25 protein-coding genes are annotated in these 23,317 nt (G+C 69.9%); 11 read left to right on the plus strand and 14 right to left on the minus strand.

The genetic code is table 11. From position 1 onward, the window contains the following. Positions 1-27 precede the first annotated feature (27 nt). On the plus strand, positions 28-495 hold the full coding sequence (locus ACZ5CR_RS12575; RefSeq protein WP_468856565.1) for a pyridoxamine 5'-phosphate oxidase family protein: 468 nt from the start codon (positions 28-30) through the stop codon (positions 493-495). 19 nt (positions 496-514) lie between these two features. Here the strand turns inward: ACZ5CR_RS12575 and ACZ5CR_RS12580 are convergent, their stop codons facing one another. From ACZ5CR_RS12580 to ACZ5CR_RS12625, 10 genes are all read right to left on the minus strand, one after another. Next, positions 515-1,801, minus strand: coding sequence for an HAD-IA family hydrolase (locus tag ACZ5CR_RS12580; RefSeq protein WP_468856567.1), 1,287 nt, complete (start codon positions 1,799-1,801; stop codon positions 515-517). After that, the gene (locus ACZ5CR_RS12585; protein ID WP_468856570.1) at positions 1,798-2,322 is read right to left on the minus strand and encodes a hypothetical protein; all 525 of its coding nucleotides are present in this window, start codon (positions 2,320-2,322) and stop codon (positions 1,798-1,800) included. The genes ACZ5CR_RS12580 and ACZ5CR_RS12585 overlap by 4 nt, the downstream gene beginning before the upstream one ends. Positions 2,323-2,376: 54 nt before the next feature. After that, positions 2,377-3,180, minus strand: a complete 804-nt coding sequence (locus tag ACZ5CR_RS12590; protein WP_468856573.1) for a hypothetical protein — start codon at positions 3,178-3,180, stop codon at positions 2,377-2,379. A 337-nt stretch (positions 3,181-3,517) separates the two neighbouring features. Continuing rightward, complete coding sequence (locus ACZ5CR_RS12595) at positions 3,518-3,877, minus strand: GntR family transcriptional regulator (RefSeq protein WP_468856575.1); 360 nt, start codon at positions 3,875-3,877, stop codon at positions 3,518-3,520. A gap of 4 nt (positions 3,878-3,881) precedes the next feature. After that, entirely contained in the window at positions 3,882-4,928 is a 1,047-nt protein-coding gene (locus tag ACZ5CR_RS12600) for a DUF1648 domain-containing protein (RefSeq protein WP_468856578.1), read from the minus strand. Positions 4,929-5,398: 470 nt separating this feature from the next. After that, positions 5,399-6,031 (minus strand): dihydrofolate reductase family protein, encoded by a 633-nt coding sequence (locus ACZ5CR_RS12605; protein ID WP_468856581.1) that lies wholly within the window; start codon positions 6,029-6,031, stop codon positions 5,399-5,401. A 165-nt stretch (positions 6,032-6,196) separates the two neighbouring features. Beyond that, on the minus strand, positions 6,197-6,961 hold the full coding sequence (locus ACZ5CR_RS12610; protein WP_468856584.1) for an ANTAR domain-containing protein: 765 nt from the start codon (positions 6,959-6,961) through the stop codon (positions 6,197-6,199). A 68-nt stretch (positions 6,962-7,029) separates the two neighbouring features. Continuing rightward, on the minus strand, positions 7,030-7,668 hold the full coding sequence (locus tag ACZ5CR_RS12615; protein ID WP_468856588.1) for a GNAT family N-acetyltransferase: 639 nt from the start codon (positions 7,666-7,668) through the stop codon (positions 7,030-7,032). Positions 7,669-7,970: 302 nt separating this feature from the next. Next, entirely contained in the window at positions 7,971-9,134 is a 1,164-nt protein-coding gene (locus ACZ5CR_RS12620) for a family 2 encapsulin nanocompartment cargo protein polyprenyl transferase (RefSeq protein ID WP_468856590.1), read from the minus strand. A 96-nt stretch (positions 9,135-9,230) separates the two neighbouring features. Then, positions 9,231-10,637, minus strand: coding sequence for a family 2B encapsulin nanocompartment shell protein (locus ACZ5CR_RS12625; protein ID WP_468856593.1), 1,407 nt, complete (start codon positions 10,635-10,637; stop codon positions 9,231-9,233). Positions 10,638-10,881: 244 nt separating this feature from the next. Here ACZ5CR_RS12625 and ACZ5CR_RS12630 point away from each other — a divergent pair, with 244 nt between their 5' ends. The 3 genes from ACZ5CR_RS12630 to ACZ5CR_RS12640 all read left to right on the plus strand — a co-directional run bounded on the left by ACZ5CR_RS12630 (position 10,882) and on the right by ACZ5CR_RS12640 (position 12,855). Beyond that, a complete protein-coding gene (locus tag ACZ5CR_RS12630) occupies positions 10,882-11,130 on the plus strand; it encodes a hypothetical protein (RefSeq protein WP_468856596.1) in 249 nt (82 codons plus the stop codon). A 138-nt stretch (positions 11,131-11,268) separates the two neighbouring features. Continuing rightward, positions 11,269-11,859: an N-acetylmuramoyl-L-alanine amidase gene (locus tag ACZ5CR_RS12635; RefSeq protein ID WP_468856599.1), complete on the plus strand. Its 591-nt coding sequence runs from the start codon at positions 11,269-11,271 to the stop codon at positions 11,857-11,859. A 48-nt stretch (positions 11,860-11,907) separates the two neighbouring features. After that, complete coding sequence (locus ACZ5CR_RS12640) at positions 11,908-12,855, plus strand: 1-aminocyclopropane-1-carboxylate deaminase/D-cysteine desulfhydrase (protein ID WP_468856602.1); 948 nt, start codon at positions 11,908-11,910, stop codon at positions 12,853-12,855. Here ACZ5CR_RS12640 and ACZ5CR_RS12645 read toward each other — a convergent pair. Further along, positions 12,834-14,432 carry a Na+/H+ antiporter gene (locus ACZ5CR_RS12645; RefSeq protein ID WP_468856604.1) on the minus strand — a complete coding sequence of 533 codons (1,599 nt, stop codon included), beginning with the start codon at positions 14,430-14,432 and terminating at the stop codon, positions 12,834-12,836. The two genes, ACZ5CR_RS12640 and ACZ5CR_RS12645, sit on opposite strands and share 22 nt — an antisense overlap. A gap of 46 nt (positions 14,433-14,478) precedes the next feature. Between ACZ5CR_RS12645 and ACZ5CR_RS12650 the strand changes: the two genes are divergently transcribed. From ACZ5CR_RS12650 to ACZ5CR_RS12660, 3 genes are all read left to right on the plus strand, one after another. Next, the gene (locus ACZ5CR_RS12650) at positions 14,479-14,739 is read left to right on the plus strand and encodes a UBP-type zinc finger domain-containing protein (protein WP_389903347.1); all 261 of its coding nucleotides are present in this window, start codon (positions 14,479-14,481) and stop codon (positions 14,737-14,739) included. Positions 14,740-14,986: 247 nt separating this feature from the next. Continuing rightward, a complete protein-coding gene (locus ACZ5CR_RS12655) occupies positions 14,987-15,400 on the plus strand; it encodes an ATP-binding protein (protein WP_356256223.1) in 414 nt (137 codons plus the stop codon). Continuing rightward, positions 15,397-16,470: an RNA polymerase sigma factor SigF gene (locus ACZ5CR_RS12660; RefSeq protein WP_468856607.1), complete on the plus strand. Its 1,074-nt coding sequence runs from the start codon at positions 15,397-15,399 to the stop codon at positions 16,468-16,470. Before ACZ5CR_RS12655 ends, ACZ5CR_RS12660 begins: the two co-directional genes overlap by 4 nt. 57 nt (positions 16,471-16,527) lie before the next feature. Here ACZ5CR_RS12660 and ACZ5CR_RS12665 read toward each other — a convergent pair whose 3' ends face one another. Further along, entirely contained in the window at positions 16,528-16,980 is a 453-nt protein-coding gene (locus ACZ5CR_RS12665) for a hypothetical protein (RefSeq protein WP_468856609.1), read from the minus strand. A 92-nt stretch (positions 16,981-17,072) separates the two neighbouring features. On the opposite strand from ACZ5CR_RS12665, the gene ACZ5CR_RS12670 reads away from it, so the two are divergent. Both ACZ5CR_RS12670 and ACZ5CR_RS12675 read left to right on the plus strand, forming a co-directional pair. Continuing rightward, positions 17,073-18,041 (plus strand): diacylglycerol/lipid kinase family protein, encoded by a 969-nt coding sequence (locus tag ACZ5CR_RS12670; protein ID WP_389903354.1) that lies wholly within the window; start codon positions 17,073-17,075, stop codon positions 18,039-18,041. A 318-nt stretch (positions 18,042-18,359) separates the two neighbouring features. Further along, positions 18,360-18,617 (plus strand): WhiB family transcriptional regulator, encoded by a 258-nt coding sequence (locus tag ACZ5CR_RS12675; protein ID WP_016639615.1) that lies wholly within the window; start codon positions 18,360-18,362, stop codon positions 18,615-18,617. 214 nt (positions 18,618-18,831) lie between these two features. On the opposite strand, the gene ACZ5CR_RS12680 is transcribed toward ACZ5CR_RS12675, so the two are convergent. Continuing rightward, complete coding sequence (locus ACZ5CR_RS12680; protein ID WP_468856910.1) at positions 18,832-20,301, minus strand: sensor histidine kinase; 1,470 nt, start codon at positions 20,299-20,301, stop codon at positions 18,832-18,834. A 393-nt stretch (positions 20,302-20,694) separates the two neighbouring features. Next, on the minus strand, positions 20,695-21,291 hold the full coding sequence (locus ACZ5CR_RS12685) for a TetR/AcrR family transcriptional regulator (protein WP_468856611.1): 597 nt from the start codon (positions 21,289-21,291) through the stop codon (positions 20,695-20,697). A 93-nt stretch (positions 21,292-21,384) separates the two neighbouring features. On the opposite strand from ACZ5CR_RS12685, the gene ACZ5CR_RS12690 reads away from it, so the two are divergent. Both ACZ5CR_RS12690 and nagB read left to right on the plus strand, forming a co-directional pair. Further along, on the plus strand, positions 21,385-22,143 hold the full coding sequence (locus ACZ5CR_RS12690; protein WP_468856612.1) for an SDR family oxidoreductase: 759 nt from the start codon (positions 21,385-21,387) through the stop codon (positions 22,141-22,143). Positions 22,144-22,402: 259 nt separating this feature from the next. Further along, positions 22,403-23,188, plus strand: a complete 786-nt coding sequence (nagB, locus tag ACZ5CR_RS12695; protein WP_468856615.1) for a glucosamine-6-phosphate deaminase — start codon at positions 22,403-22,405, stop codon at positions 23,186-23,188. Positions 23,189-23,317: the final 129 nt, after the last annotated feature.

Below are 23,317 nucleotides of genomic sequence, written 5' to 3' on the forward strand. Positions count from 1 at the left end.
CACCCGCATCCCGGAGGGGCACAGCGCATGAGCACGGAGACGGCAGGACCCCGCGCACCCGAGCAGCGCAAGCAGGACGTCCTGCGCCGCCTCGCCGACGACACCGACGCGTGGGTGGCGACGGCCGACGCCGCGAGCGGCACTCCGTACCTGATCCCGCTGTCCTTCCTCTGGGACGGCGAGAGCCTGCTGGTGGCCACTCCGGACGCCAGCGTGACCGGCCGCAATCTCCGGGCGTCCGGCCAGGCGCGGGTCGGCGTCGGGCCGACCCGTGACGTCGTCCTCATCGAAGGGGCCGTACGTGCCTTGGGCGAGGGCGAGTTGACCCCCGAGACCGGTGACGCCTTCGCCGAGAAGACGGGCTTCGACCCCCGCACGCTCGACACCGTGTACACCTACTTCCGCATCACCCCACAGCGGCTCCAGGCCTGGCGCGAGGCCGACGAGTTGGAGGGGCGGGAGTTGATGCTCGGCGGGCGGTGGACGGTTCGGTGAGGCTGCCGGGGCTTGTGTCTCAGCTCCGGTCGAGGACCGGCGCCAGGGCCTCCCGCAGGTCGTCGGGTCCCGTGTAGTGGAGCCCGATCATGCCGAGCGCGACCGCCGCCTCCACGTTCTCCTTGCGGTCGTCCACGAACAGGCAGCGCTCGGCGGGGATCCCTGACCGCTCCACGGCGATCTCGTAGATCCGGGGGTCCGGCTTGACGATGCCGACACCCGCGCTGCTGACCACGGTGTGCGCGAGGTCGGCGATGCCGAGCAGGGCCAGGTCGTCGTCGAGCCAGGGGGTCGCGTTCGTCACGAGCGCCACGTGCAGGTGCGCGCGTGCCTGCCGCAGCAGACCGACCACGGTGGCGTCCGCCGAGAACTTCGCCTCGGCGAGTGCGGTGCCGAGCGCGTGCCCGCGCTCGTACGGCACGCGGTCCGCGAGGCCGCGCGCGATCGCCTCCACCCACTCCTCCTTGCCGGTACGCCCGAGCATCAGCGGTAGATCGGTCTCGGGTGCGAAGGCGATCTCGGCGGTACTGCCGTGCGGGAGACCGGCGGCTCGTTCCATCTCCTCCATCTCCGACATGTCGTAGAAGCGGATCACGCCGTCGAGGTCGGAGAGGACGGCGTCGAACGGCAGCGGCGGCAGCACCGGCGGCGTCGGCGTCGGCCGGACCGGCGGGACCGGCCAGCTGAAGCGGAGCTTCTCCTTGGCGTGGGCGCCGATACGGCCGTAGAAGCGGATCGCGCCCTCGTTCCACGCGGGCGTCTGCCACTGGACCTCGGTGAGGCCGAGGGCTCGGGCCTCTGCCGCCACCGCGTCCGTCAGGAGCGGGCCGAGGCTCAGACCCCGGTGTCCGTCGCGCAGGAAGAGACAGTCCATGTGGAGGTACTCGGCGCCGTCCCAGGTGGAGATCTCCGGCGCGCACGTGGCATAGCCGACGACCTCGCCACCGGGCAGCTCGGCCACCAGACAGCGCAGGCGCGGCTCCGGCACCCCGAAGAGGAGGGCGTGCAGGCGCCGGTCGAGGCCGGGGGCGGGCGGTGTGCCCTTCTCGTACGCGGCGTGCTCGGCTACGAGTTCCACGATGCGGGGGAGGTCGGAGGGGAGGGCGTGGCGGACGCGGGGGGCTTCGCCGTGCTGTGCGGGCGATCCGTCGTGCTGTGTGGGCGACCCGCCGCTCTGCGCGCGCGATCCGTCGCTCTGGGCGCGTGACCCGCCGTGCTGTGTGGGCGATCCGTCGCTCTGAGCGCGTGACCCGCGGCCCTGCGCGCGTGACCCGCCGTGCTGTGTGGGCGATCCGTCGTACGTCATCGGAGATCCCCCTCGATGACATCCTGGCCCCACGCGGTGAGCCGCTCCGCGAGCGTCCCGGCCCCATCGAGCACGCACCGCACGTACGCGTCCCGCTCATGCGTGAGCACGGCGGCCTCCCACACGCAGGGCGCAAGACCGGCCCGCCCCGGACGCAGCCGTCCGGGGTCCCCGGCAGGCCCGGTGAAGACCGCGAGGTCCGACATGTACCCCTCGATCCAGCTCTGCACGAGGACATAGTCCCCGTCACCGCCCGCGTGCACGATCAGTACGGCGAGTCCGGCCGACCCACGGGCACGACCGAGCCCCAGGTGCGCCCCCGCGATCGCGAGCGCGGCCTCCTCGTCCCGCTCGGTCACCTTCCGCCCGGGCGCCTCGACGGCGTATGCCTTCACGAGATGCCCGCCGGCCTCGCGGACTCCCAGGGGCCGTGCGGCACGGGCGTGATGGCCGTCGGCGAGGGCCAGCAGTTGCTCGGCGTCGACGGCCGACGGAAGTGCGTCAAGCTCGGTCATGTCCATGAGCCCATGATGCAGATGTCCGCTGCTGCTTGTGATGCGGGTGTGCACTACTTCTCACTTCTCGCCGAGCACCCGCTTCACGTTGGCCCGCACCCGGGCCTGGTCCGCGCGCACGCCGTCGTACGCGTCCTTGTGGCGGGCCACATCGGCGCGCTGCTTCTCCCGGCGCACCGCCCACCACACACCGGCCGTGTTGTGCTCCCGCTTGCACTCGACGTCGGCGGTCGCCGTGGCCAGTTCCTTCTTGGTCCGGTCGGTGTTGCCGCCGTGGTCGTTCCCGCGGCCCCACGCCTTGTCCCCGAACGCGCCCCTCGGGGTCTTGTAGCGCTTGACGCCCTTGCTCTCCAAGCACTCGGACCAGGTGTCGAGAGCCTCGCGCACCCGCCTGTCCTTGGCGACCGCCTTGTCCAGGCTCTGGCGCCGCTGTGGGACGTACGTATACATGCGCGTCTTGTCCTGTACGCCTTCGGTGAGACGGTCGGCGCCCCTGCTCGCACAGCCGTCGGCGGGCTTGCCGCGCGATCCGTCCAGTGCCTTCTGCTCCTCCGCCGTCGCGGCGCGTCCCTCGGGCCGCGCGGGATCGGCCAGGGGCCGCTCCGGATCCCAGCCGTAGCCCCAGCGGCGGGCGCTGTCGAGGTCGAGCGACCCGTACGGATACGACGGCATCGCCACCGCGGTCATCTCGAATGAATTCGCCATCTTCGGCCACGCCGGATAGAGGGGAAAGTCCTCGAAGCCGAGCTTCCGCATGCAGTTCCGCGTCACGCGCGCCTGCGCCTCCGTGTGACGCCGGGTGTCGCGCGTACTGGCCTCGTAGCGGTCCAGGGGCAGTGCGGGGAGGTCTTTCTCCTCCTCCACGGAGAGCACAGAGGGAAGACCGGGATGACGGGGACCACGGGGATCATCCGGGCCTCCCCCGGGCGACTCGGCCCCGCATCCCGCGAGCCCCACCGCCACCAGCCCCGCAACAGCCCACCGCGTCATCCCCCGCAGCCTCATCACTCCGTCCCCTCCCCAGGCGACTCACGGACCGGAACCGGAACCGGCTCCAGAACCGGAACCGGAACCGTCGGACCATACATCCCGCCCGACTTCCGCCAGCAGCGATACGCGGCCGAGTTACGTCGATGTCCGCGTGCGCACGGAGAGCGTGGCCGGTTCCCACGGCCCCACGGAGTCTCCGTACGCATCGCGCTCACGCCTTCAGCGCCGTGTCCACCAGGGAACGCACCTCGTCCCCCGAGAGCCCTAGCTCCAGCGCGTCGGCGACGAACACCCGCACCCGTTCCCTCAGTTGGGCCCGCGCCTGCGCCGCCGCGCCGTCCACGACCGTCGCACCGCGCCCCCGCCGGAGCTCGATCAGACCCTCCTCGCGCAGCCGCTGGTAACCACGCAGCACCGTATGGACGTTGACCCCGAGGGAGTCGGCCAGCATGCGCGCGGCGGGCAGCCGTTCGCCCGGCCCCGCCGAGCCGTCGGCGACGGCGCGGCGCGCGCAGGCGGCGATCTGGTCGGCGAGGGGCACCGACGACGTCGCGTCGATCCGGAACAGCATGTCGTCAGCGCCGCCCGTCCTGGGGAGATGTCTCGCGCTCCACCAGCGCGTTGAGCAGCGCGGCGGCCGTCGCGGAGTCCTCTACGGTGACGGCGAAGTCGTTGCCGTTCGCCCGCCGCACGACCAGTGCCTCGCCCGACCGCATGATGACACCGGAGCGTCCGGGGGCGATGCGGTAACCCCAGCCGCCGTAGTCGGCGAAGGCGCTGATCTGTCGGCTGTCCGCGCGTTCTATGCGGTCGAGGCGCAGCTGGATGCGCGGCCACGGCACCAGCCCCGGCGACACCATGAGGCCCCGCCGGTCCACGGTGACGCAGGCCCGCGCGAAGGCGGCGATCAGGAGTCCGGGGACGAACAGGATCAGCGGCGCCAGCCAGCCGTCATCCGTCAGCCACAGGGTGACGATGCCCGCGACCGCCATCGCGACGCCCACCCCGCTCAGCATCCAGGAGCCCGTCCGCCGCACCCACCCGGCGACCTCGTCACGCCCCAAGTCGATCTGGGCGGCGTCCACTTGGCCGTCCGTGCCGAGCGGCGAACGCGCGTCGGGCAGCGGCACGCACCGCGAGAGCGCCGCCCCGACACCCGCCGCGAGGACGGCGATTCCGGCCGCGACGGCGAGGTGCCACATGGGGAACACGGGCGCCTCGCCGTCGGCGGTGCCACGGTTGACCACGAGGCTCGCGCCCATCGGCCAGGCCAGGAACGCGGAGGTCGCGTACACACCGGCGAGCAGCCCGCGCAGCCCGCGCCGATAGGTGACGAAGTCGCTCTTCAGCGCGAAGAAGACACTGATCGCGCCGAGCACGACGAACGTCCCGACGAGCATCGCGAGGAACCCACCGTGCCCGACATAGCCGTCCGCCTCCCCGTCACCGCCGAAGTGCCGGGCCAGCCGATCGGGCAGTTGGTCACGAACGGTCACGTACACAGCCAGGTCGGCGACGAGTCCGAGCACGAAGGGGAGCGCGACGAGCAGTACGACGCGGGCGCCCCCGGGGGCACGAACGTCACGGGCGCCGCGACGGGGCGAGCGATCAGCCATAGTCATAAAACCTCCATTGTTTGCATCCTAGTAGAACAATGAAGGCGTACGGAAGCGCATCGACTCGATCGTTGCCCCTCAGTCGTCGTCGGAACGCACCGGCGCGGGCTCCACCTCGAACGATTCAGGTTCCCCGCGTCCGCCGGATTCCCCACGTTCGCCGGATCCCCCGCGCTCGTCGGATTCCCCACGTTCGTCGCGTTCCCCGCGTTCGTCGCGTTCCCCACGCTCTTCGCGTTCCGCGGGTTCGTCAACGCACGCGTCGCACCGGGGGTTGTGGCACGGGCGGGGGACCCACACTGGGACGAACACCCCGAGCACCTTGCGCCGCTTGATGGCCGTGCCGACAGGCCGTCCGCAGCTCGCGCACACCGGCTCGCTCTGCGGGCGGGGGCCGGACCGGCGCCCATCGCTGCCCATGCGGCGAGGATATGGCGGGCGGCGCGGGCCGGATAGCCCGATCGCCGCCCAGTCCGTCAGCGCTTTCGGCGGTACGTCCGCACGACGACGCCGTTCCCGAAGACCCGGGACGCTTCCAGCGTGAACTCGCTGATCACACTCTCCACACCCGGCCCGGAGCCCGGCCCGGAACCCGCACCCGCACCCGCACCCGCACCGAACATCGGCATGCCGGACCCCAGAAGCACCGGGTACGTCTTGATGACCAGCTCGTCGACCTCGTCCCGCAGCTCCCCCGCGATCCTCGAACCACCGCACAGCCAGATGTCGAACCGGCTGTCCTCCTGCTTGAGTTCGCGGATCTTTCCGACCACATCGTCGGGGATGATCTCGACGTTCGGGTCGGGCGACTTGTCGAGGGTGCTGGATGCCACGTACTCGCGCAGGTGCCCGTACGGACTCGTGATGTCGGCGTCCAGGGCGAGCCGGTAGCTGCCCCGGCCCTGGACGACCGTGTCGAAGTGCTTGTTCTCCACGCCGTCGAGACCGAGCATCCGGCGGCCCTCGGTCGGGAGGGTCTCGGGGTATTCCGTCTTGAGGAACTCCAGGAACTCCTCGTCCACGAACGGCATGAAGGATTCCCCGTCACCGCTCAGGTCACCGATGAAGCCATCGATCGACACGGCGACGAAGTAGCTGAGCTTGCGCAAAGGGTCTCCTGACTCGGGCTGTCTCATTCATGTGACTCGGACTGCCTCATTCATGCTCGCGGGAGCGAACCCGCCGCGCGACGCCTCTCGGGGCCGGACCGACCCGCACACCTCTCTGCGCCGGGCCGACCCGCGCCACGCCCCTCGGAGCCGAACCAACCCGCGTCACACCCGGCGGATGCCCTCCGTGTCGAGCTCCCCCGCCACCACCTGCCGCGCGCACTCCGCGAGCCGCAGCCGGTTCGCCCGCGCATGCCGCCGCAGCGCCACGAAGGCGTCGTCGACCGAGCACTTCCACCGCTCGGCGAGCACCCCCTTCGCCTGTTCGATGGCGATCCGGCTGGTGAGGGCCTCCTGCAACTGACCGCGCTCCACCTCGCTGCGCTCCAGGGAACGCCGCTGAAGTATCGCGATCGTGGCGACATCCGCGAGGGCCTGTGCGAGCGCGATGTCGTCGGGGCCGAGAAACTGCGCCTTCGCCTGGAACAGATTCAGCGTGCCGAGGACCTGGTCGCCCTGTTGCAGGGGAAGTACCTGTGTCATCCCATAGCCCGCCGCCAACGCGCGCGACGCGAACTGCGGCCAGGTGGTGGTCGCTTCGAGTCCGCTGAGGGCGATGTTCGTATGCGCCGTGCCGGAGCGGTAGCAGTCCAGGCACGGCCCCTCTTCCTGCTGAAGGGCGAACAGATCGAGCACCCAGGCGTGCTCGCCGGACGCGGCGACGAGCCGCAACTCGCCCTTTGGGTCCGCCAACAGGACGCCCACCGACGAGACGCCGAGCAGTTCCACACAGCGAACGGCGAGGCTCTGCAGAAATTCGGCGACGTCGAAATCGCCGTTCAAGGAGTCGGCCACCTCCACGAACGCCTCCGCCAGAAGTCGTTCGCGGGATGTGTCGCCGGGCACGTCACGGATCACTTCGTGGGACATGAGCTCGCCCTCGCCCCTTCATTTGTGTCTGCTGACAACACACCAGTGCTGCGACAACTTTATGCGCATCAGCCGGTGTTGCCACAGTCCATGGCGAAAAGCCGGGGCTCCCGCCACATCGGCCACAAGCGCGGGCCGTCCGGCAGATCGATGGTCTTTCCAGTGAAGTGGAAGCCCAGCCGTGTGTACAGCTCGCGGCTACGGGTGTTGCTCGCCTCCAGATAGGCGTGCAGCCCTTCTCGGTCGCACCGTTCGAGCACGGCTTCGATCAGCGCCGAGCCGAGCCCCTCACCCTGCCGCCCGGGGCTCACACCGATCATGTGCAGATACTGGTGGGCCCGGTCGGTCGGGTGCGCCTCACCGGTGATCCGGCCGATCTCCTCGATCCGTACGTTGTCCGGGTCGACGGCCTCGCGGAGCTGCGCGGGCCCTTCTTCCCCGCCCTCGCCCTCGTCCTTGCCCTCGTCCTCATCGGCGGGGACGGACCACCACAGCGCGACGGCCATGCCGTCTTCCGTGATGTCGACGAACCCCTGGCTCAGCGCGAGGTCGAGGAAGGCCTCCATGAGAGCGCCGTGCGTGCGGCGGCGATGCCCCTCGTCGGGGAAGACCCAGCTGCTCACCGGATCGTTCAGGAACGCCTCGTCGAGCAACCGGACCACGTCCGCTCTGTCGCGCTCCCCTGCCCTCCGGATCGCTACGCCCACTGCCCGCCCCTTCGCCCCTCGATCACGCTCAACTGCGTGCGCCGCCCCGCCGGTCAACTCGGTGGCAGCCTAGGCGATCGGGCCCGGGCACACCGGCGAGCCCCGCACCCTGACCGGATCTCGGCGGATGCGGAGCTCGTCGGCTCTACGCGACCTTCCTGTTCAGCACGTCTTGTCGGGTAGGCCCCTTCTTCGCACGTTCAGGGGGAATAACTCCGCACTCACCCCTACGTACCCGTACATACATGCACGCTTCTGTGCGCACTTGCACGCACCTGTACGCACTTGCACCTCTCGTACGTTCAGTGCGTACGCCGCGTCACGAACTCCGCGAGCGCCAGCAGACCGCCCGCCTCCTCCGGGACCGGCACCGCGCGGGAGAGCTGGTTGAGCGCGCGGGACATCCGGTCGGCCGCGTGCATCAGCGCCCAGTCCCTGCCGCCCGCCGCCTCGACGGCGTGCGCCATGCGCTCCAGGTCACCGTCCTTCTCGGGCTCGGTCGGCGGCCGTCCGTACAGCTCGGCCAGTTCGGCGGCCGCCGGAGTGCCGGAGGCCAGCGCCGCGACCACCGGCAGGGACTTCTTGCGGGCCGCGAGATCGGCGCGGGCGGGCTTGCCGGTGTGCCCCGGATCGCCCCAGATGCCGATCACATCGTCTATGAGCTGGAAGGCGAGGCCCGCCTCACGGCCGAACCCGTCGAGCGCCTCCACCACACTCCACTCCGCGCCCGCGTACAGCGCACCCAGCGCACAGGCACAGCCGAGCAGCGCCCCCGTCTTGGCCTCGGCCATGGCGAGGCACTCGTCGAGCGTGACCTCGCCGGGCTCACGCCGTTCGAGGGCGCAGTCCGCCTGCTGGCCCGCGCAGAGCTCCACCACGCAGGCGGCGAGCCGGGCGGCCGCCGCCGGGGCCCCGGGGTGCGGGTCCTCGGCGAGCAGCTGTTGCGCGAGTGCCTGGAGGGCATCACCGGCCAGGATCGCGTCGGGTTCACCGAACACGGTCCATGCGGTGGGCCGGTGCCTGCGGGTGGTGTCGCGGTCGATGATGTCGTCGTGCAGCAGGGTGAAGTTGTGCGTCAGCTCCACTGCCGCCGCGGCCCGGACGGCCATGGCCTGCTCCCCGCCGAGCGCCCGCACAGCGGCTAGCACCAGCGCAGGCCTGATCGCCTTGCCCGCGTTCCCGGCCGCCGGTGCGCCGCCCGCGTGCTCCCAGCCGAAGTGGTAGCGCGCGATGCGGCGCATCGCTCCGGGCAGCGAGTCGATCGCCCGGCGCAGCTCGGGGTCGACGCACACCCGCACCGACGCGAGGATCTCCGCCGCTTCGGACGCTTCGTGGCCTTCGTGGCCATCTCGGTCTTCGCGCTCTTCGTGCTCCTCGTGCCCCTTGTGCTCTTCGGTGAGCCCCTGCTCGGCGGGGCCCCGCCCCATCTGCGTCATCTCCGTCATGTCCGTCGTCGTGTCCGTCATGGACTCACCCCGGGGAGGATCCGGACGGTGGCGTTTCCTGGGCCTGCGGGCGCGTACGGAAGGTGTCTACCCGGCGGCGCGCCCACAGACACCGGCTCACTGCCAGCGGCCGATCTCGACGTTCTCCAGGACGCCCAGCGCATCCGGCACCAACACCGCCGCGGAGTAGTAGGTCGACACGAGGTACGAGATGATCGCCTGCTCGCTGATCCCCATGAAACGCACGGACAGGCTCGGCTCGATCTCGTCCGGGATGCCGGTCTGGTGCAGGCCCACGACGCCCTGCTCCTCCTCGCCCGTACGCATGCAGATGATCGAGGTCGTGCGGGCCTCGCTGACCGGGATCTTGTTGCACGGGAAGATCGGCACCCCGCGCCAGGTGGGGATGCGGTTGCCTCCCATGTCGATGGTCTCCGGCACGAGCCCGCGCTTGTTGAGCTCGCGGCCGAACGCGGAGATCGCGCGCGGGTGGGCCAGGAAGAGCTTCGATCCCCGCCTGCGGCTGAGCAGCTCGTCCATGTCGTCCGGGCTCGGCACGCCGTCGTGCGGCTGGAGCCGCTGGTCGTACTCGCAGTTGTTGAGCAGCCCGAACTCGCGGTTGTTGATCAGCTCGTGCTCCTGGCGCTCCTTGAGTGCCTCGACCGTCAGCCGCAACTGCTGCTCGGTCTGGTTCATCGGCTGGTTGTAGAGGTCGGCCACGCGCGTGTGGACGCGCAGGACGGTCTGGGCGACGCTCAGTTCGTACTCGCGCGGCGCGGCGTCGTAGTCGACGTAGGTGCCCGGCAGTACGGCTTCGCCGACGTGTCCGGCGGAGAGGTCGATGGGCGCCTCACCGAACTTGTTCATCCGCTGGGCCGGGATGGACCGCAGTCGCTGCAGATGCTCGCGCAGTGAATCCGTACGCTCCGCGACCTGCTCCAGGTCCTGGCGGGGCAGGGTGAGCACGGTGCACGCGGTCACCGCGCGCGTCGTGTACTCCCAGATGGCCTCCGGGTCGAGCAGTGCCTGCTCGCCGAAGTAGGAACCGTCGGCGAGTGTGCCGAGGATCGCGTCGTCCCCGTAGGGACCGGTGCCGATCTTCTCGACCCTGCCGTGCGCGAGCAGGAACACCTCGTCGGCCTGGCTGCCGAAGGAGGTGATGACCGAGCCGGCGGCGAACTCCCGCTGCTGACAGCGCTGGGCCAGCTCCCCCAGCACCTCGGCGTCCCCGTAATCCCGCAGGACCGGCAGCTCGCTGAGCTCGGCGGGAATGACCTGCACGCGGTCTCCGGTCTTCACGAACGTCACCCGGCCGTCGCCGACCGAGTAACTCAACCTCCGGTTCACTCGATACGTACCGCCCTGCACCTGCACCCACGGCAGCGTCCGCAGGAGCCAGCGGGAGCTGATCTCCTGCATCTGCGGCGCGGACTTGGTGGTGGTGGCCAGATTCCGTGCGGCTGATGTGCCCAAGCTCTGTTGCGGCTCGGACTGCTCCGCACGGACCTCTTCGCCTACCGACATTGGCAATGCCCTCCCGATCAAGCGCTGATCTGCGCCGACAACACTTCCAGCACGCAGAGTGCGGGCGCCATTACACAAACGAGCGGGAATGGATCACGCGAGACGGGGCATTCGCCCGCGTACCAGGAGCGGGAGCCCCGACGGCGGGGAACTCCAAGATCCGTGCACCCGTTGAACAGGACACAACGACCGGTAGCCTCTGTACCGATATGCACCAATCCGCACCAATCCGTAGGAGACGGCAATGGCAGGCTTCCTGGATCGCGCCAAGGAACAGGCGCAGCGCGGACTCACCCAGGGCAAGCAGAAGATCGACGAGGTCCAGGCGCAGCGCACGGGCGGCGATCTCCTGAAGAAGCTGGGCGCGGCGTACTACGCGCAGCAGCACGGCACGGGCACCCCCCAGGACACCCAGCAGGCCCTGCAGGCCCTGGAGGCCCACATCGCCACGAACGGCGACGCGTTCCTGCACAGCGGCGACCAGCGCGGCTGACCGCTTCGGCTCGCACGGTGCCCGAACAACCATGGAATTGTTCCAAACGGCTGGTCCGGGCACCGTGGTTCGGGGTAAAAGCGGACGTACGAGATGGTCCGCGACCGGCGGCCGTCGCGCTCCGCAAAGGAGTCGGCCATGGCCCCACCCATGTCCGCGGGCACCTTCCTCGACGCTCTCAAGGACGAAGGTGTGACGGTCGTCGAAGTCGGCGACTGGCGTCACCACAACCGCAACCACAAGGGGCCGTGGGGCCCCGTGCACGGCGTCATGATCCACCACACGGTCACATCCGGCAGCGAGCGGACGGTGGAGATCTGTCGCGACGGGCACCCCTCACTGCCCGGCCCGCTCTGTCACGGCGTCATCACCAAGGACGGCCGCGTCCACCTCGTCGGGTACGGCCGCGCCAACCACGCGGGCATGGGCGACGACGACGTCCTGCGCGCGGTCATCGCCGAGAGGGCGCTCCCGCACGACAACGAGTCGAACACCGACGGGAACCCTCACTTCTACGGATTCGAGTGCGAGAACCTCGGCGACGGCGAGGATCCCTGGCCCGCGGCGCAACTGGAGGCGATCGAGAAGGTCTCGGCCGCCATCTGCCGCCACCACGGCTGGACCCAGCGCTCCGTGATCGGCCACCTGGAGTGGCAGCCGGGCAAGGTGGATCCCAAGGGCTTCACCATGAAGAGCATGCGGGGGCGCATCGAGGAGCGCCTCAAGTAGGCACACCGCGGCCGTGCCGGCCGGCGTGGTGCCGGGCAGAATGGCGGGGTGAGCACCACCCCGCCGACCAGACCGCGCCCGCGGCTCCCGTCCCCGCTCGAAGAGCTCCGGGACGACCGGTTCGCGCGGCACGGCGTCACTCTCACCCTCAAGCGGGACGACCTGATCCACCCGGATCTGCCGGGCAACAAGTACCGCAAGCTCTTCCTGAACCTGGACGCCGCCGTCGCAGCGGGCCACGAAGCCCTGCTGACCTTCGGCGGCGCCTACTCCAACCACCTCAGGGCGACCGCCGCGGCGGGCCGCCTCCTCGGCATGGACACCATCGGCGTGGTCCGCGGCGACGAACTCGCGAACCGCCCCCTGAACCCGTCACTGGCGCAATGCGCGGCCGACGGAATGCGCCTGCACTTCATCGACCGGTCGACCTACCGCAGGAAGACCGATCCGGAGGTCCTGGCCGCCCTCCTGAGTGCGACAGGCGCCAGGAACCCCTACGTCATCCCCGAAGGAGGCAGCAACTCCCTGGCCGTACAGGGCTGCACGGCCCTGGGCGAGGAGCTGCGCGGCCGCACCCACACGGCGGCCGTGGCCTGCGGCACCGGTGGCACCCTCGCCGGAATGGCCGCGGGCCTCGCCCCCGGCCAGCGCGCGCTCGGCATACCCGTGCTCAAGGGCGGCTTCCTCGGCCCCGAGATACGGGCACTGCAACAGCAGGCCCTCGGCGCCCCCACCGCCAACTGGCACCTGGACGAACGCTTCCACTTCGGCGGCTACGCCCGTACACCCCCCGAACTCACCGCCTTCGCAGACGACTTCGAGGACCGGCACGGCCTCCCCGTGGAGCGCGTCTACGTGGCCAAGCTCCTCTACGCGCTGACGGCCCTCTCCGAAGAGGGCACGTTCGCCCCCGGCACCGAGGTCACGGCGGTGATCACCGCGACGGATCCCGCGCCCCCTGCGGCTCAGCCGTCTCAGTCCTCGACCTCCCGGTAGGCCGCCGCCTCCTCCAGGTCCAGCTTCCGCAGCAGGGTCCGCATCATCTCGTCGTCGATGCGCCGCTCGTCCCGCATCTTCACGAACACCTCCCGCTCCGCGGCGATCGCCTCCCTGGTGAGCCTTCGGTACGTGCCGTCCGCGGACTCCCCCGTCACCGGGTTGGACTGACCGAGCCTCTCCCACACGGAGTTGCGCCGTCGCTCCAGGACGGTCCGCAGGCGGTCCTGGAGGGGCTGTGGGAGGCGATTGCGCTCGTCCTCCATGAGTTCGTCCACCCGCCGCTCCGCGGCCTGCGAGGCGGCGTTCTGCGCCTGCGCCTCCGCTAGCGTCTCCGCCTGCGTGTCCCGACCGGGCAGCTTCAGGACCCGGATCAGCCACGGCAACGAGAGTCCCTGCACGACCAGTGTGCCGATCACGGTGGTGAAGGTCAGGAACAGGACGAGGTTGCGCGCGGGGAACGGCTCCCCGTCGTCCATGACGAGCGGGATCGAGAAGGCGATCGCCAGCGACACCACACCGCGCATCCCGGCCCAGCTGACGATCAGCGGCCGCCGCCAGTCCATGTCGCGCTCCCGCTCCTTGATGCGCTTGGACAGGATCCGCGGCAGATAGGTGGCCGGATACGACCACGCGAAGCGCGCGAGCACGACGAAGAAGAAGACCCCCAGGGCGTACCAGGCGGCCTGTATGCCGCTGTACTCGCCGAGCCCCTTGAGCACGAGCGGCAGTTGCAGGCCGATGAGCGCGAAGACCGCCGACTCCAGGATGAACGCGACCACCTTCCACACGGCGGCCTCCTGGAGCCGCGTCTCGAAGTCGACCTCCCAGGAGCGGTGTCCGAGGAACAGCGCGACCACGACCACGGCGAGCACTCCGGAGGCGCCGACCTGCTCGGCCGCCGCGTACGCGACGAAGGGGATCAGCAAGGAGAGGGTGTTCTGCAGCATCGCCTCCTTCATGTGCCGGCGCAGCCAGTGGATCGGCACCATGAGGATCAGCCCGACACCCACCCCGCCGACCGAGGCCACCAGGAACTCCCAGATCCCGCCCGCCCAGCTCGCGCCCTCGCCGACCGCCGCCGCCAGAGCGACCTTGTAGGCGGTGATCGCGGTCGCGTCGTTCACCAGGGACTCGCCCTGCAGGATCGTGGTGATCCGCGAGGGCAGCCCCACCTTCCGCGCGACGGCCGTGGCCGCGACCGCGTCCGGCGGCGCGATCACCGCACCGAGGACCAGCGCGGCGGTCAGCGACAGATCGGGGATCAGCAGATACGCGAGCCAGCCGACGGCGACGGTCGCGAACAGCGTGTACCCGACCGAGAGCAGCGCCACGGGCCTGAGGTTGGCGCGCAGATCGAGGTACGAGCTCTCCAGGGCCGCGGTGTGCAGCAGGGGCGGCAGGATCAGCGGCAGCACGACGTGCGGGTCCAGGTGGTAGTCCGGGACCCCGGGCACGTACGCGGCGACCAGTCCCACCGCGACGAGCAGCAGCGGCGCGGGCACAGGTGTCCAGCGCGCGGCTCCGGCCACCGCCGCACTCGCCGCGATCAGTGCCACCAGGGGCAATACGTCCATGGGTCAGGCCCTCCGCGATGCGCGTTCCCGTCGTAACCTGGCAATCATGAACGAGTGCCCACATGTGGCGACGCTGCCGCACCCTGAGCCCGCCCCGCTGAGCGAGACCTGCCCGGAGTGCCTCGCGGTCGGCAGTCACCCGGTGCAACTGCGGCTCTGCCTGGACTGCGGGCACGTGGGCTGCTGCGACTCCTCGCCCTTCCGGCACGCGACGGCCCACTTCGAGGCCACCGGACACGCGGTGATGAGGACCTTCGAACCGGGCGAGAGCTGGCGTTGGTGCTTCGTGGACGGTTCGATCGTCTGAGGCCTGGGTACGTCAACCCGACGCCCGTACTCTCCAATTGGGACCGCGCGACCCCTAGCCACTCTCCGTACCCTTAGGCTTACTATGAGTGACAGCAACGGAGCGGGGTCCCCGGGACACGGAACTGGGGAGCGCGATAGCGTCACCGCTGAACTACGTGGTGCGTTACCCGTGTGACGCAGTCCGGACCGCCGGTCGACGGCGGACCTGGAGCCCCGAAAGTGCTTGTACCACCTTGGAGGTGAGGGTGTCCCAGATCGCAGGCGAGCCCGGGAATCAGGACTTCGTCGAGGTCCGCCTTCCGGCTGCGGGTGCCTACCTGTCGGTGCTGCGTACGGCCACGGCCGGTCTCGCGGCGCGTTTGGACTTCACTCTCGACGAGATCGAGGACCTCCGCATCGCGGTCGACGAGGCCTGCGCGATCCTGCTCCAGCAGGCCGTGCCCGGTTCGGTACTCAGCTGCGTCTTCCGACTCGTCGACGACTCCCTGGAGGTGACCGTCTCGGCTCCGACCACCGACGGCAGGGCCCCGGAGCGGGACACGTTCGCCTGGACCGTGCTGTCCGCTCTGGCGGGTCAGGTCGACTCCACCGTGGCCGAGGACAAGACCGTCTCGATCAGCCTCTACAAGAAGCGCGGCGCGGGACCCGGGCCGGCGTGAGGGACGGGGAGGGGCCGGTGCGGAACGAAGAGCGCGGCACACGAGATCTGCCCGGCGAGCGGGGAGATACGCCGATAGAGCCGACGAGGGGGCGCGCGGCTCCGGCGGAGTCGCCGCTCACGGGCATCCCCGAGCAGCAGGCCAGGCCACACCCGGAGGATCCGGAGCAGCCGGGTCCGCCGACTGTGGCTGACGCGTCGGAGCAGGCAGAGCCGACCGCCGAGAAGGAGCGCGCAAAGCCCTCCTTCCGGGGCGGCGGGCAACGGGCGGGATACATGAGCGATCACGGTGAGCAGCAGCACACCCGGCATAATCCGCAGGACCGCAGTGGTGCACGCGCGATGTTCATCGAGCTGCGCGAGCTGGAGAGCGGCAGCCCCCAGTACGCGGAGCTGCGCAACAAGCTGGTCCGCATGCACCTGCCGCTCGTCGAGCACCTGGCCCGCCGCTTCCGCAACCGCGGCGAGCCCCTCGACGATCTGACGCAGGTCGCCACCATCGGCCTGATCAAGTCCGTGGACCGCTTCGACCCGGAGCGCGGCGTGGAGTTCTCCACGTACGCGACACCCACGGTCGTCGGCGAGATCAAGCGGCACTTCCGCGACAAGGGCTGGGCGGTCAGGGTGCCGCGGCGCCTCCAGGAGCTGCGGCTCGCCCTGACCACGGCGACCGCCGAGCTGTCCCAGCTGCACGGCCGCTCCCCCACGGTGCACGAGCTCGCCCAGAAGCTGGCCATCTCCGAGGAGGAGGTCCTGGAGGGCCTGGAGTCGGCCAACGCGTACTCCACGCTCTCGCTCGACGTCCCGGACACGGACGATGAGTCGCCGGCGGTCGCGGACACCCTGGGCTCGGAGGACGAGGCCCTGGAGGGCGTCGAGTACAGGGAATCCCTCAAACCGCTCCTGGAAGACCTTCCACCGCGCGAGAAGCGCATTCTGCTGCTGCGGTTCTTCGGCAACATGACGCAGTCGCAGATCGCCCAGGAGGTCGGCATCTCCCAGATGCACGTCTCCCGGCTCCTCGCCCGCACACTCGCGCAGCTGCGCGAGAAGCTCCTCGTCGAGGAGTGACGAAGGAGCAGGCCACCCCTCCGGGCCTGCTCCTTCGGGATGTCTCGTGCGGGACGGCTACTTCACGTCGTCCTGTGCGTTCCCCGGCCCCCGGATGCCAAGGGCCTCGGTCGTGGCGGGGTTGACCAGCAGGACGAGCGCGGCCACCGCGACCGCGGCGAGCACGATGCCGGCCGGGATGGCCATGCTGTCGGCCTGCAGCAGCTGCCAGGCCACCGGAAGCGCCATGATCTGCGTGATGATGGCGGGCCCCCGGCTCCAGCCGCGGCGGAGCAGGAGACCGCGGGCGGCGAGCAGGGGCAGGAGCGCGAGGACGATCAGCGTGACGCCGCCCGTCGTGGCCTGTTCCGGGTTGTCGGGGTCACCCGCGAGGCCCATCACGAGCATGTAGACACCCGCAGCGATGAGTGCGACGCCCTCCAGCGCGGCGAGCGCCGCGGCGGCCGTCAGACGTCCGGGACGCGGGCCGGATTCCGGGGCTTGTGGGGTGGGGTTCCGCTCAGTGCTCACCCTTGCAGGGTAGCTGTGCGTGTCCGTGCTCCGGGCCCCGGTCCGCCCCCTCGGTCTAGGCCGGGTAAAGACCGCTAGGTACTCTGCTTCGCATGCGTGCACTTCTTGTGGTCAACCCAGCGGCAACCACCACCAGCGCGCGCACGCGTGACGTACTGATCCACGCGCTGGCGAGCGAGATGAAACTCGAGGCGGTCACCACGGAGTACCGCGGCCATGCCCGGGACCTCGGAAGACAGGCCGCGGAGAGCAAGGACATCGAGCTGGTCGTCGCCCTCGGTGGGGACGGCACGGTCAACGAGGTCGTCAACGGCCTGCTGCACGGGGGACCCGCCCCGGACCGCCTGCCCCGCCTCGCCGTCGTCCCCGGCGGCTCCACCAATGTCTTCGCCCGGGCCCTCGGTCTGCCCAACGACGCTGTGGAGGCGACGGGCGCTCTGCTCGACGCCCTGCGTGAGGGAAGCGAACGGACAGTGAGCCTGGGCCAGGTGTCGGGCACTCCCGGCACGGAGGACGAAGCCGTCCCCTCGCGCTGGTTCACCTTCGCCGCCGGATTCGGATTCGACGCGGGAGTGGTGGGCCGGGTCGAACAACAGAGGGAACGCGGGAAGCGGTCCACCCATGCGCTGTATTTGCGCCAGGTGCTCCGTCAGTTCATCGACGAGCCGCACCGCAGGCACGGAATGATCACGCTGGAACGGGCCGGCGAGGACCCGGTGACCGACCTCGTGCTCTCCATAGTCTGCAACACCTCTCCCTACACCTACCTGGGCAATCGCCCGATGTACGCGTCCCCGCAGGCCTCCTTCGACTCGGGTCTGGACGTGCTCGGTCTGAGCAAGCTCTCCACCACCGCGGTGGCCCGGTACGGGACCCAGCTCCTGACGTCGACGCCTGATCGCGGACCCCACGGCAAGCACGCGGTTACGCTCCATGACCTCACTGACTTCACCTTGCATTCGAAGGTGCCGCTGCCCCTCCAGATGGACGGCGACCACCTGGGGCTGCGCACGAGCGTGACGTTCACAGGCGTACGCCGTGCACTGCGTGTGATTGTGTGAGTGGAAGGGGCCAAAGTCCTTTCACTCGAACGTTTAGGCCAGGATCCACCCCATGGAAGTACGGCTGTGACCCAGTCGACACTGAGGAATCAAAAAAAACTTCCCGGAAGGGGTTGTATCCGCCGCCGAGGTTTGCGAATCTCTACATGGCGATCGGGACGGCCCGCAACATCGGCCCCACAGAAAGCCAGAACCCCCTCCTCAACACATAGGACATCGTCGCGTATGTGACGAAAGTCCCTTCCGTCGTCGAGGGATTCGTGAAAGCGTTCACATTCACAAGCAACTTGCATGTAATACCAAGGAGAGGTAGCAGCCATGGACTGGCGTCACAACGCCGTTTGCCGCGAGGAAGACCCCGAGCTCTTCTTCCCCATCGGCAACACCGGTCCTGCGCTGCTGCAGATCGAGGAAGCCAAGGCCGTCTGCCGCCGCTGCCCCGTCATGGAGCAGTGCCTGCAGTGGGCGCTCGAGTCCGGCCAGGACTCCGGCGTCTGGGGTGGCCTCAGCGAGGACGAGCGCCGCGCAATGAAGCGCCGCGCCGCTCGCAACCGTGCACGCCAGGCAAGTGCCTGACGCTCACGCCCCCTACGAGCCTTAGCCCGGCGGCGCGTACAGCGAGTACGCATCTCCCGCCCCCGAGCCGCAGCCGCGCAGGACCCCCGATGCGCAACGCAACGTGAGGAGTGAGCCCCGGACCATTTCGGTCCGGGGCTCACTGCTTTGTTGTGTGTGTACGTATGCGATCGGCGTTGTGTTGTGTACGTATGCGATCGGCCGTATCCCGGCGCTACTTGTCGCCGCGCACCGGGATGTCGAGGACGACCTGCGTGCCACGCTCCGGTGCCCGCACCATGTCGAACGTGCCGCCCATCTCGCCCTCGACCAGGGTGCGGACGATCTGCAGGCCGAGGTTGCCCGAGCGGTGCGGGTCGAAGCCCTCGGGCAGGCCGACGCCGTCGTCCTGGACCGTGATCAGGAGGCGGCCGTCCTTGCTGGTGGTGGCGCCGCGTACGGCGGAGACCTCGACCGTGCCGGTGTCGCCCTCCTGGAAGCCGTGTTCCAGGGCGTTCTGCAGAACCTCCGTGAGGACCATCGACAGCGGGGTCGCGACCTCGGCGTCCAGGATGCCGAAGCGTCCGGTGCGCCGGCCGGTGACCTTGCCGGGCGAGATCTCCGCCACCATCGCGAGAACACGGTCGGCGATCTCGTCGAACTCCACGCGCTCGTCCAGGTTCTGGGACAGCGTCTCGTGCACGATGGCGATGGAGCCCACGCGGCGTACGGCCTCTTCCAGTGCCTCGCGGCCGGTGGCGGAGTCGATGCGGCGTGCCTGCAGGCGAAGAAGGGCGGCAACCGTCTGGAGGTTGTTCTTCACCCGGTGGTGGATCTCCCGGATGGTCGCGTCCTTGGTGATCAATTCCCGCTCGCGTCGGCGCAGTTCAGTGACGTCGCGCAGGAGTACGAGCGAACCGATGCGCGGGCCCTTGGGCTTGAGCGGGATCGCGCGCAGCTGGATCACGCCGTCGCCGCCCTCGATCTCGAACTCGCGGGGCGCCCAGCCGCTGGCGACCTTGGCGAGCGCCTCGTCCACCGGACCGCGGGACGGGGCGAGTTCGGCGGTCGCCGTGCCGAGGTGGTGGCCGACCAGGTCGGCGGCGAGGCCGAGGCGGTGGTACGCGGAGAGCGCGTTCGGCGACGCGTACTGGACGATGCCGTCCGCGTCGAGCCGGAGCAGACCGTCGCCCACCCGAGGAGACGCGTCCATGTCGACCTGCTGGCCGGGGAACGGAAAGGATCCCGCGGCGATCATCTGGGCGAGGTCCGATGCCGACTGAAGGTAGGTCAGCTCCAGGCGTGAGGGGGTGCGCACGGTGAGCAGGTTCGTGTTGCGGGCGATGACACCCAGGACGCGCCCTTCCCTGCGTACGGGAATGGACTCGACCCGCACCGGGACCTCTTCACGCCACTCGGGGTCGCCCTCGCGCACGATGCGGCCCTCGTCCAGGGCGGCGTCGAGCAGCGGGCGGCGGCCGCGCGGGACGAGGTGGCCGACCATGTCGTCCTGGTAGGAGGTGGGGCCGGTGTTGGGCCGCATCTGCGCCACGGAGACATAGCGGGTGCCGTCGCGGGTCGGTACCCACAGCACGAGGTCGGCGAAGGAGAGGTCGGAGAGCAACTGCCACTCCGAGACCAGCAGGTGCAGCCACTCGAGATCGGAGTCACCGAGAGCGGTGTGCTGGCGTACGAGATCGTTCATGGAGGGCACGTGTGCGAGCGTACCTGGCAGGTCCGGCAGGCCCGCTCCGGGAGATTCCCGACGAGCCGCGGCGCCAGGGCGGGACCCTCAACCCACCCACGGCACCGCAGCCCTTCAGGAACACCGACCACCGGAATGTGCGGTACCAGGCGGTCGATCGGAGGATCCGACACGGTCAGGGCAGAGAGTGCCGGTTCCTCGGTCCGCCCTCCTGTGCGGGAAGGGCGGATGCTTTACCAACGCATTGTGGACTAGACCATTCACCTGTGTCTACGCGTCGGCAGATGTTTGTTGTTGTCTCTTTCTCTCACTTGTCGCCCGGCAGAGCTATACGTCGCGCGGCGGACTTATTCATGCCGCCCGAGCGGACTCACGCACGCCGCCCCGGCGGACTCACGCATCCGGCCAGACCCGCATGGCCATCTCGGCGACCGTTTCGAGCTCGCGTCGGGTCGCGCCGTCGCGGGACTGCTGGGACATGCCCTGGAGCACGGCTCCGGTGTAGCGGGCCAGGGCGGGGGCGTCGGCCCGAGGGGGGAGCTCGCCCGTGGCGACGGCGGCCCTGATGCGGGACTCGATGGAGCTGATGTTGGCGTTGCGACGATCGCGCAGGGCGGCGTCGATCTCCGGTGTCGCGCAGTTCGTCGCGGCGCAGATGACGAGGCAGCCGTGCGGGTGCCCGTCTTCCGTGTACTTGTCCGCGGCCTCGTGCAGCATGCGCGCCACTCCGCCGCGGACGGTCGGCTCCTCCTCGAACGCGCGCTCGCCGAAGGAGCCGTGCGTCTGCCCGTAGAGCAGCACGACCTCCTCGAACAGTGACTGCTTGTCACCGAAGGCCGCATACATGCTGGGGGCGCCGATACCCATGGCCCGGGTGAGATCCGTGACCGATGTCGCCTCGTACCCCTGCTCCCAGAAGGTCCGCAGCGCCTGCTCCAGCGCGGTCTCGCGGTCGAAGGAGCGGGGGCGTCCACGTTGTTTCGTCGCCATGGAGGGAATTGTATAGCGAGCGCTAGAAAAACGTCGCGGAGTGCGCTACGGTTTTTTCTGTAACGACCACTAGAGAAATAGGGGGCGGCTTCCATGGGCGCGCTTGCAGGGAAGACGGCACTGGTCACGGGCGGCAGCCGCGGCATCGGGCGGGGCATCGCCGAGCGGCTCGGGCGGGACGGCGCGCGGGTCGCCGTGCATTACGGCAGCAATGCGGCGGCGGCGAAGGAGACGGTCACGGCGATCGTGGCGGCCGGGGGCTCCGCCTTCGCGATCGGGACCGAGCTCGGGGTGCCAGGAGACGCGGCAGCGCTGTGGGAGGCGTTCGACGCGCACGCGGACGGTGTGGACATCCTGGTGAACAATGCGGGGATCGGCACGTCGCGGCCGTTCGCCGACGCGGACGAGGCGGAGTTCGACCGGCTGTTCGCGGTCAACGCCAAGGCGCCGTTCTTCATCGCCCAGCTCGGTGAGCGGCGGCTGCGCGACGGCGGGCGGATCATCAACATCTCGTCCGGCGTCTCGCAGGCGGCGGTCCTCCCGGAGATCCTGACGTACGCCATGACCAAGGGCGCCCTGGACGTCTTCACGCGGAATCTGTCCAAGGTCCTCGGGCCCCGCGGCATCACGGTCAACTCGGTGGCGCCGGGCATCGTGGACACGGACGTCAACGCCGAGTGGCTGCGCGGCGACGAGAACAAGGAGGCCTGGGCGGGCGCGGCGGCCATGTCGGCGCTCGGCCGGGTCGGCACCCCTGCGGACATAGCCGACGCCGTGGCCTTCCTCGCGTCGGACGACGGGCGCTGGGTGACCGGCCAGTGGATGGACGTGACGGGAGGCTCGCTGGCTTAGGGCACTGGGCGCTGAGCTCTGGACGCTGGGCACTGGGATGCGGCACTCGACGGGCGGGGACGGACCCCGGGAGTGCTCGACGGGCAGGGGGTGCTCGACGGGCGGGGGCGGGCTGGAGAGTCGAGCATGGAACGGGGGAACTTGAGCCCGGGAACCTGGGGCTCAGATGGGCCAGCTCTGCTAGATTGGTCTATACCACATTGCCCGTGGGTCCTCTCTCCAGACCCGTGAGTCCCCTCTCCAGATCGGCAGGCCCAGCGTGGAAGTTGTCATCGTCCCGGACGCCAAGGCAGGCGGCGAGCTCATCGCGGAGGCCATGGCCGCCTTGGTGCGCCGTAAGCCTGACGCCCTGCTCGGTGTCGCCACCGGATCCACTCCCCTGCCCATCTACGAAGCCCTTGCCGCCAAGGTCGGCTCCGGTGCCGTGGACGCCTCGCAGGCCCGGATCTGCCAGCTCGACGAGTACGTGGGGCTGCCCGCCGGGCACCCCGAGTCCTACCGCTCCGTGGTGCTGCGCGAGGTCGTCGAGCCCCTTGGGCTCAGCGAGAAGTCCTTCATGGGGCCCGACGGCAGCGCCGAGGACGTGCAGGCGGCGTGCGAGGCGTACGACGAGGCGCTCGCGGCGGCCGGCGGCGTGGACCTCCAGCTGCTCGGCATCGGCACGGACGGGCACATCGGATTCAACGAACCCTGCTCCTCGCTCGCCTCGCGTACGCGGATCAAGACGCTGACGGAGCAGACGCGGGTGGACAACGCGCGCTTCTTCGACGGGGACATCGAGCAGGTGCCGCATCACGTGATCACCCAGGGCATCGGGACGATCCTCGAGGCCCGGCACCTGGTGCTGCTCGCCACGGGTGAGGGCAAGGCGGATGCGGTGGCCGCGACGGTGGAGGGGCCTGTCGCCGCGGTGGTTCCGGCTTCGGCTCTGCAGCTGCATCCGCATGCGACTGTCGTCGTCGACGAGGCCGCGGCCTCCAAGCTGAAGCTCGGGGAGTACTTCCGGGCCACCTATGCGGCGAAGCCTGATTGGCAGGGGCTGTAAGCGGGCCCCCGGGCCTTACGCGGAGGTGGGGGGGGGGGGGGGGGGGGGGGGGGGGGGGGGGGGGGGGGGGGGGGGGGGGGGGTTGGGGGGGGGGGGGGGGTGTTGTGTGTTTCCTCTTTCTTCCTCTGC

The sequence above is a fragment of the Streptomyces sp. NPDC031274 genome (assembly GCF_055570235.1).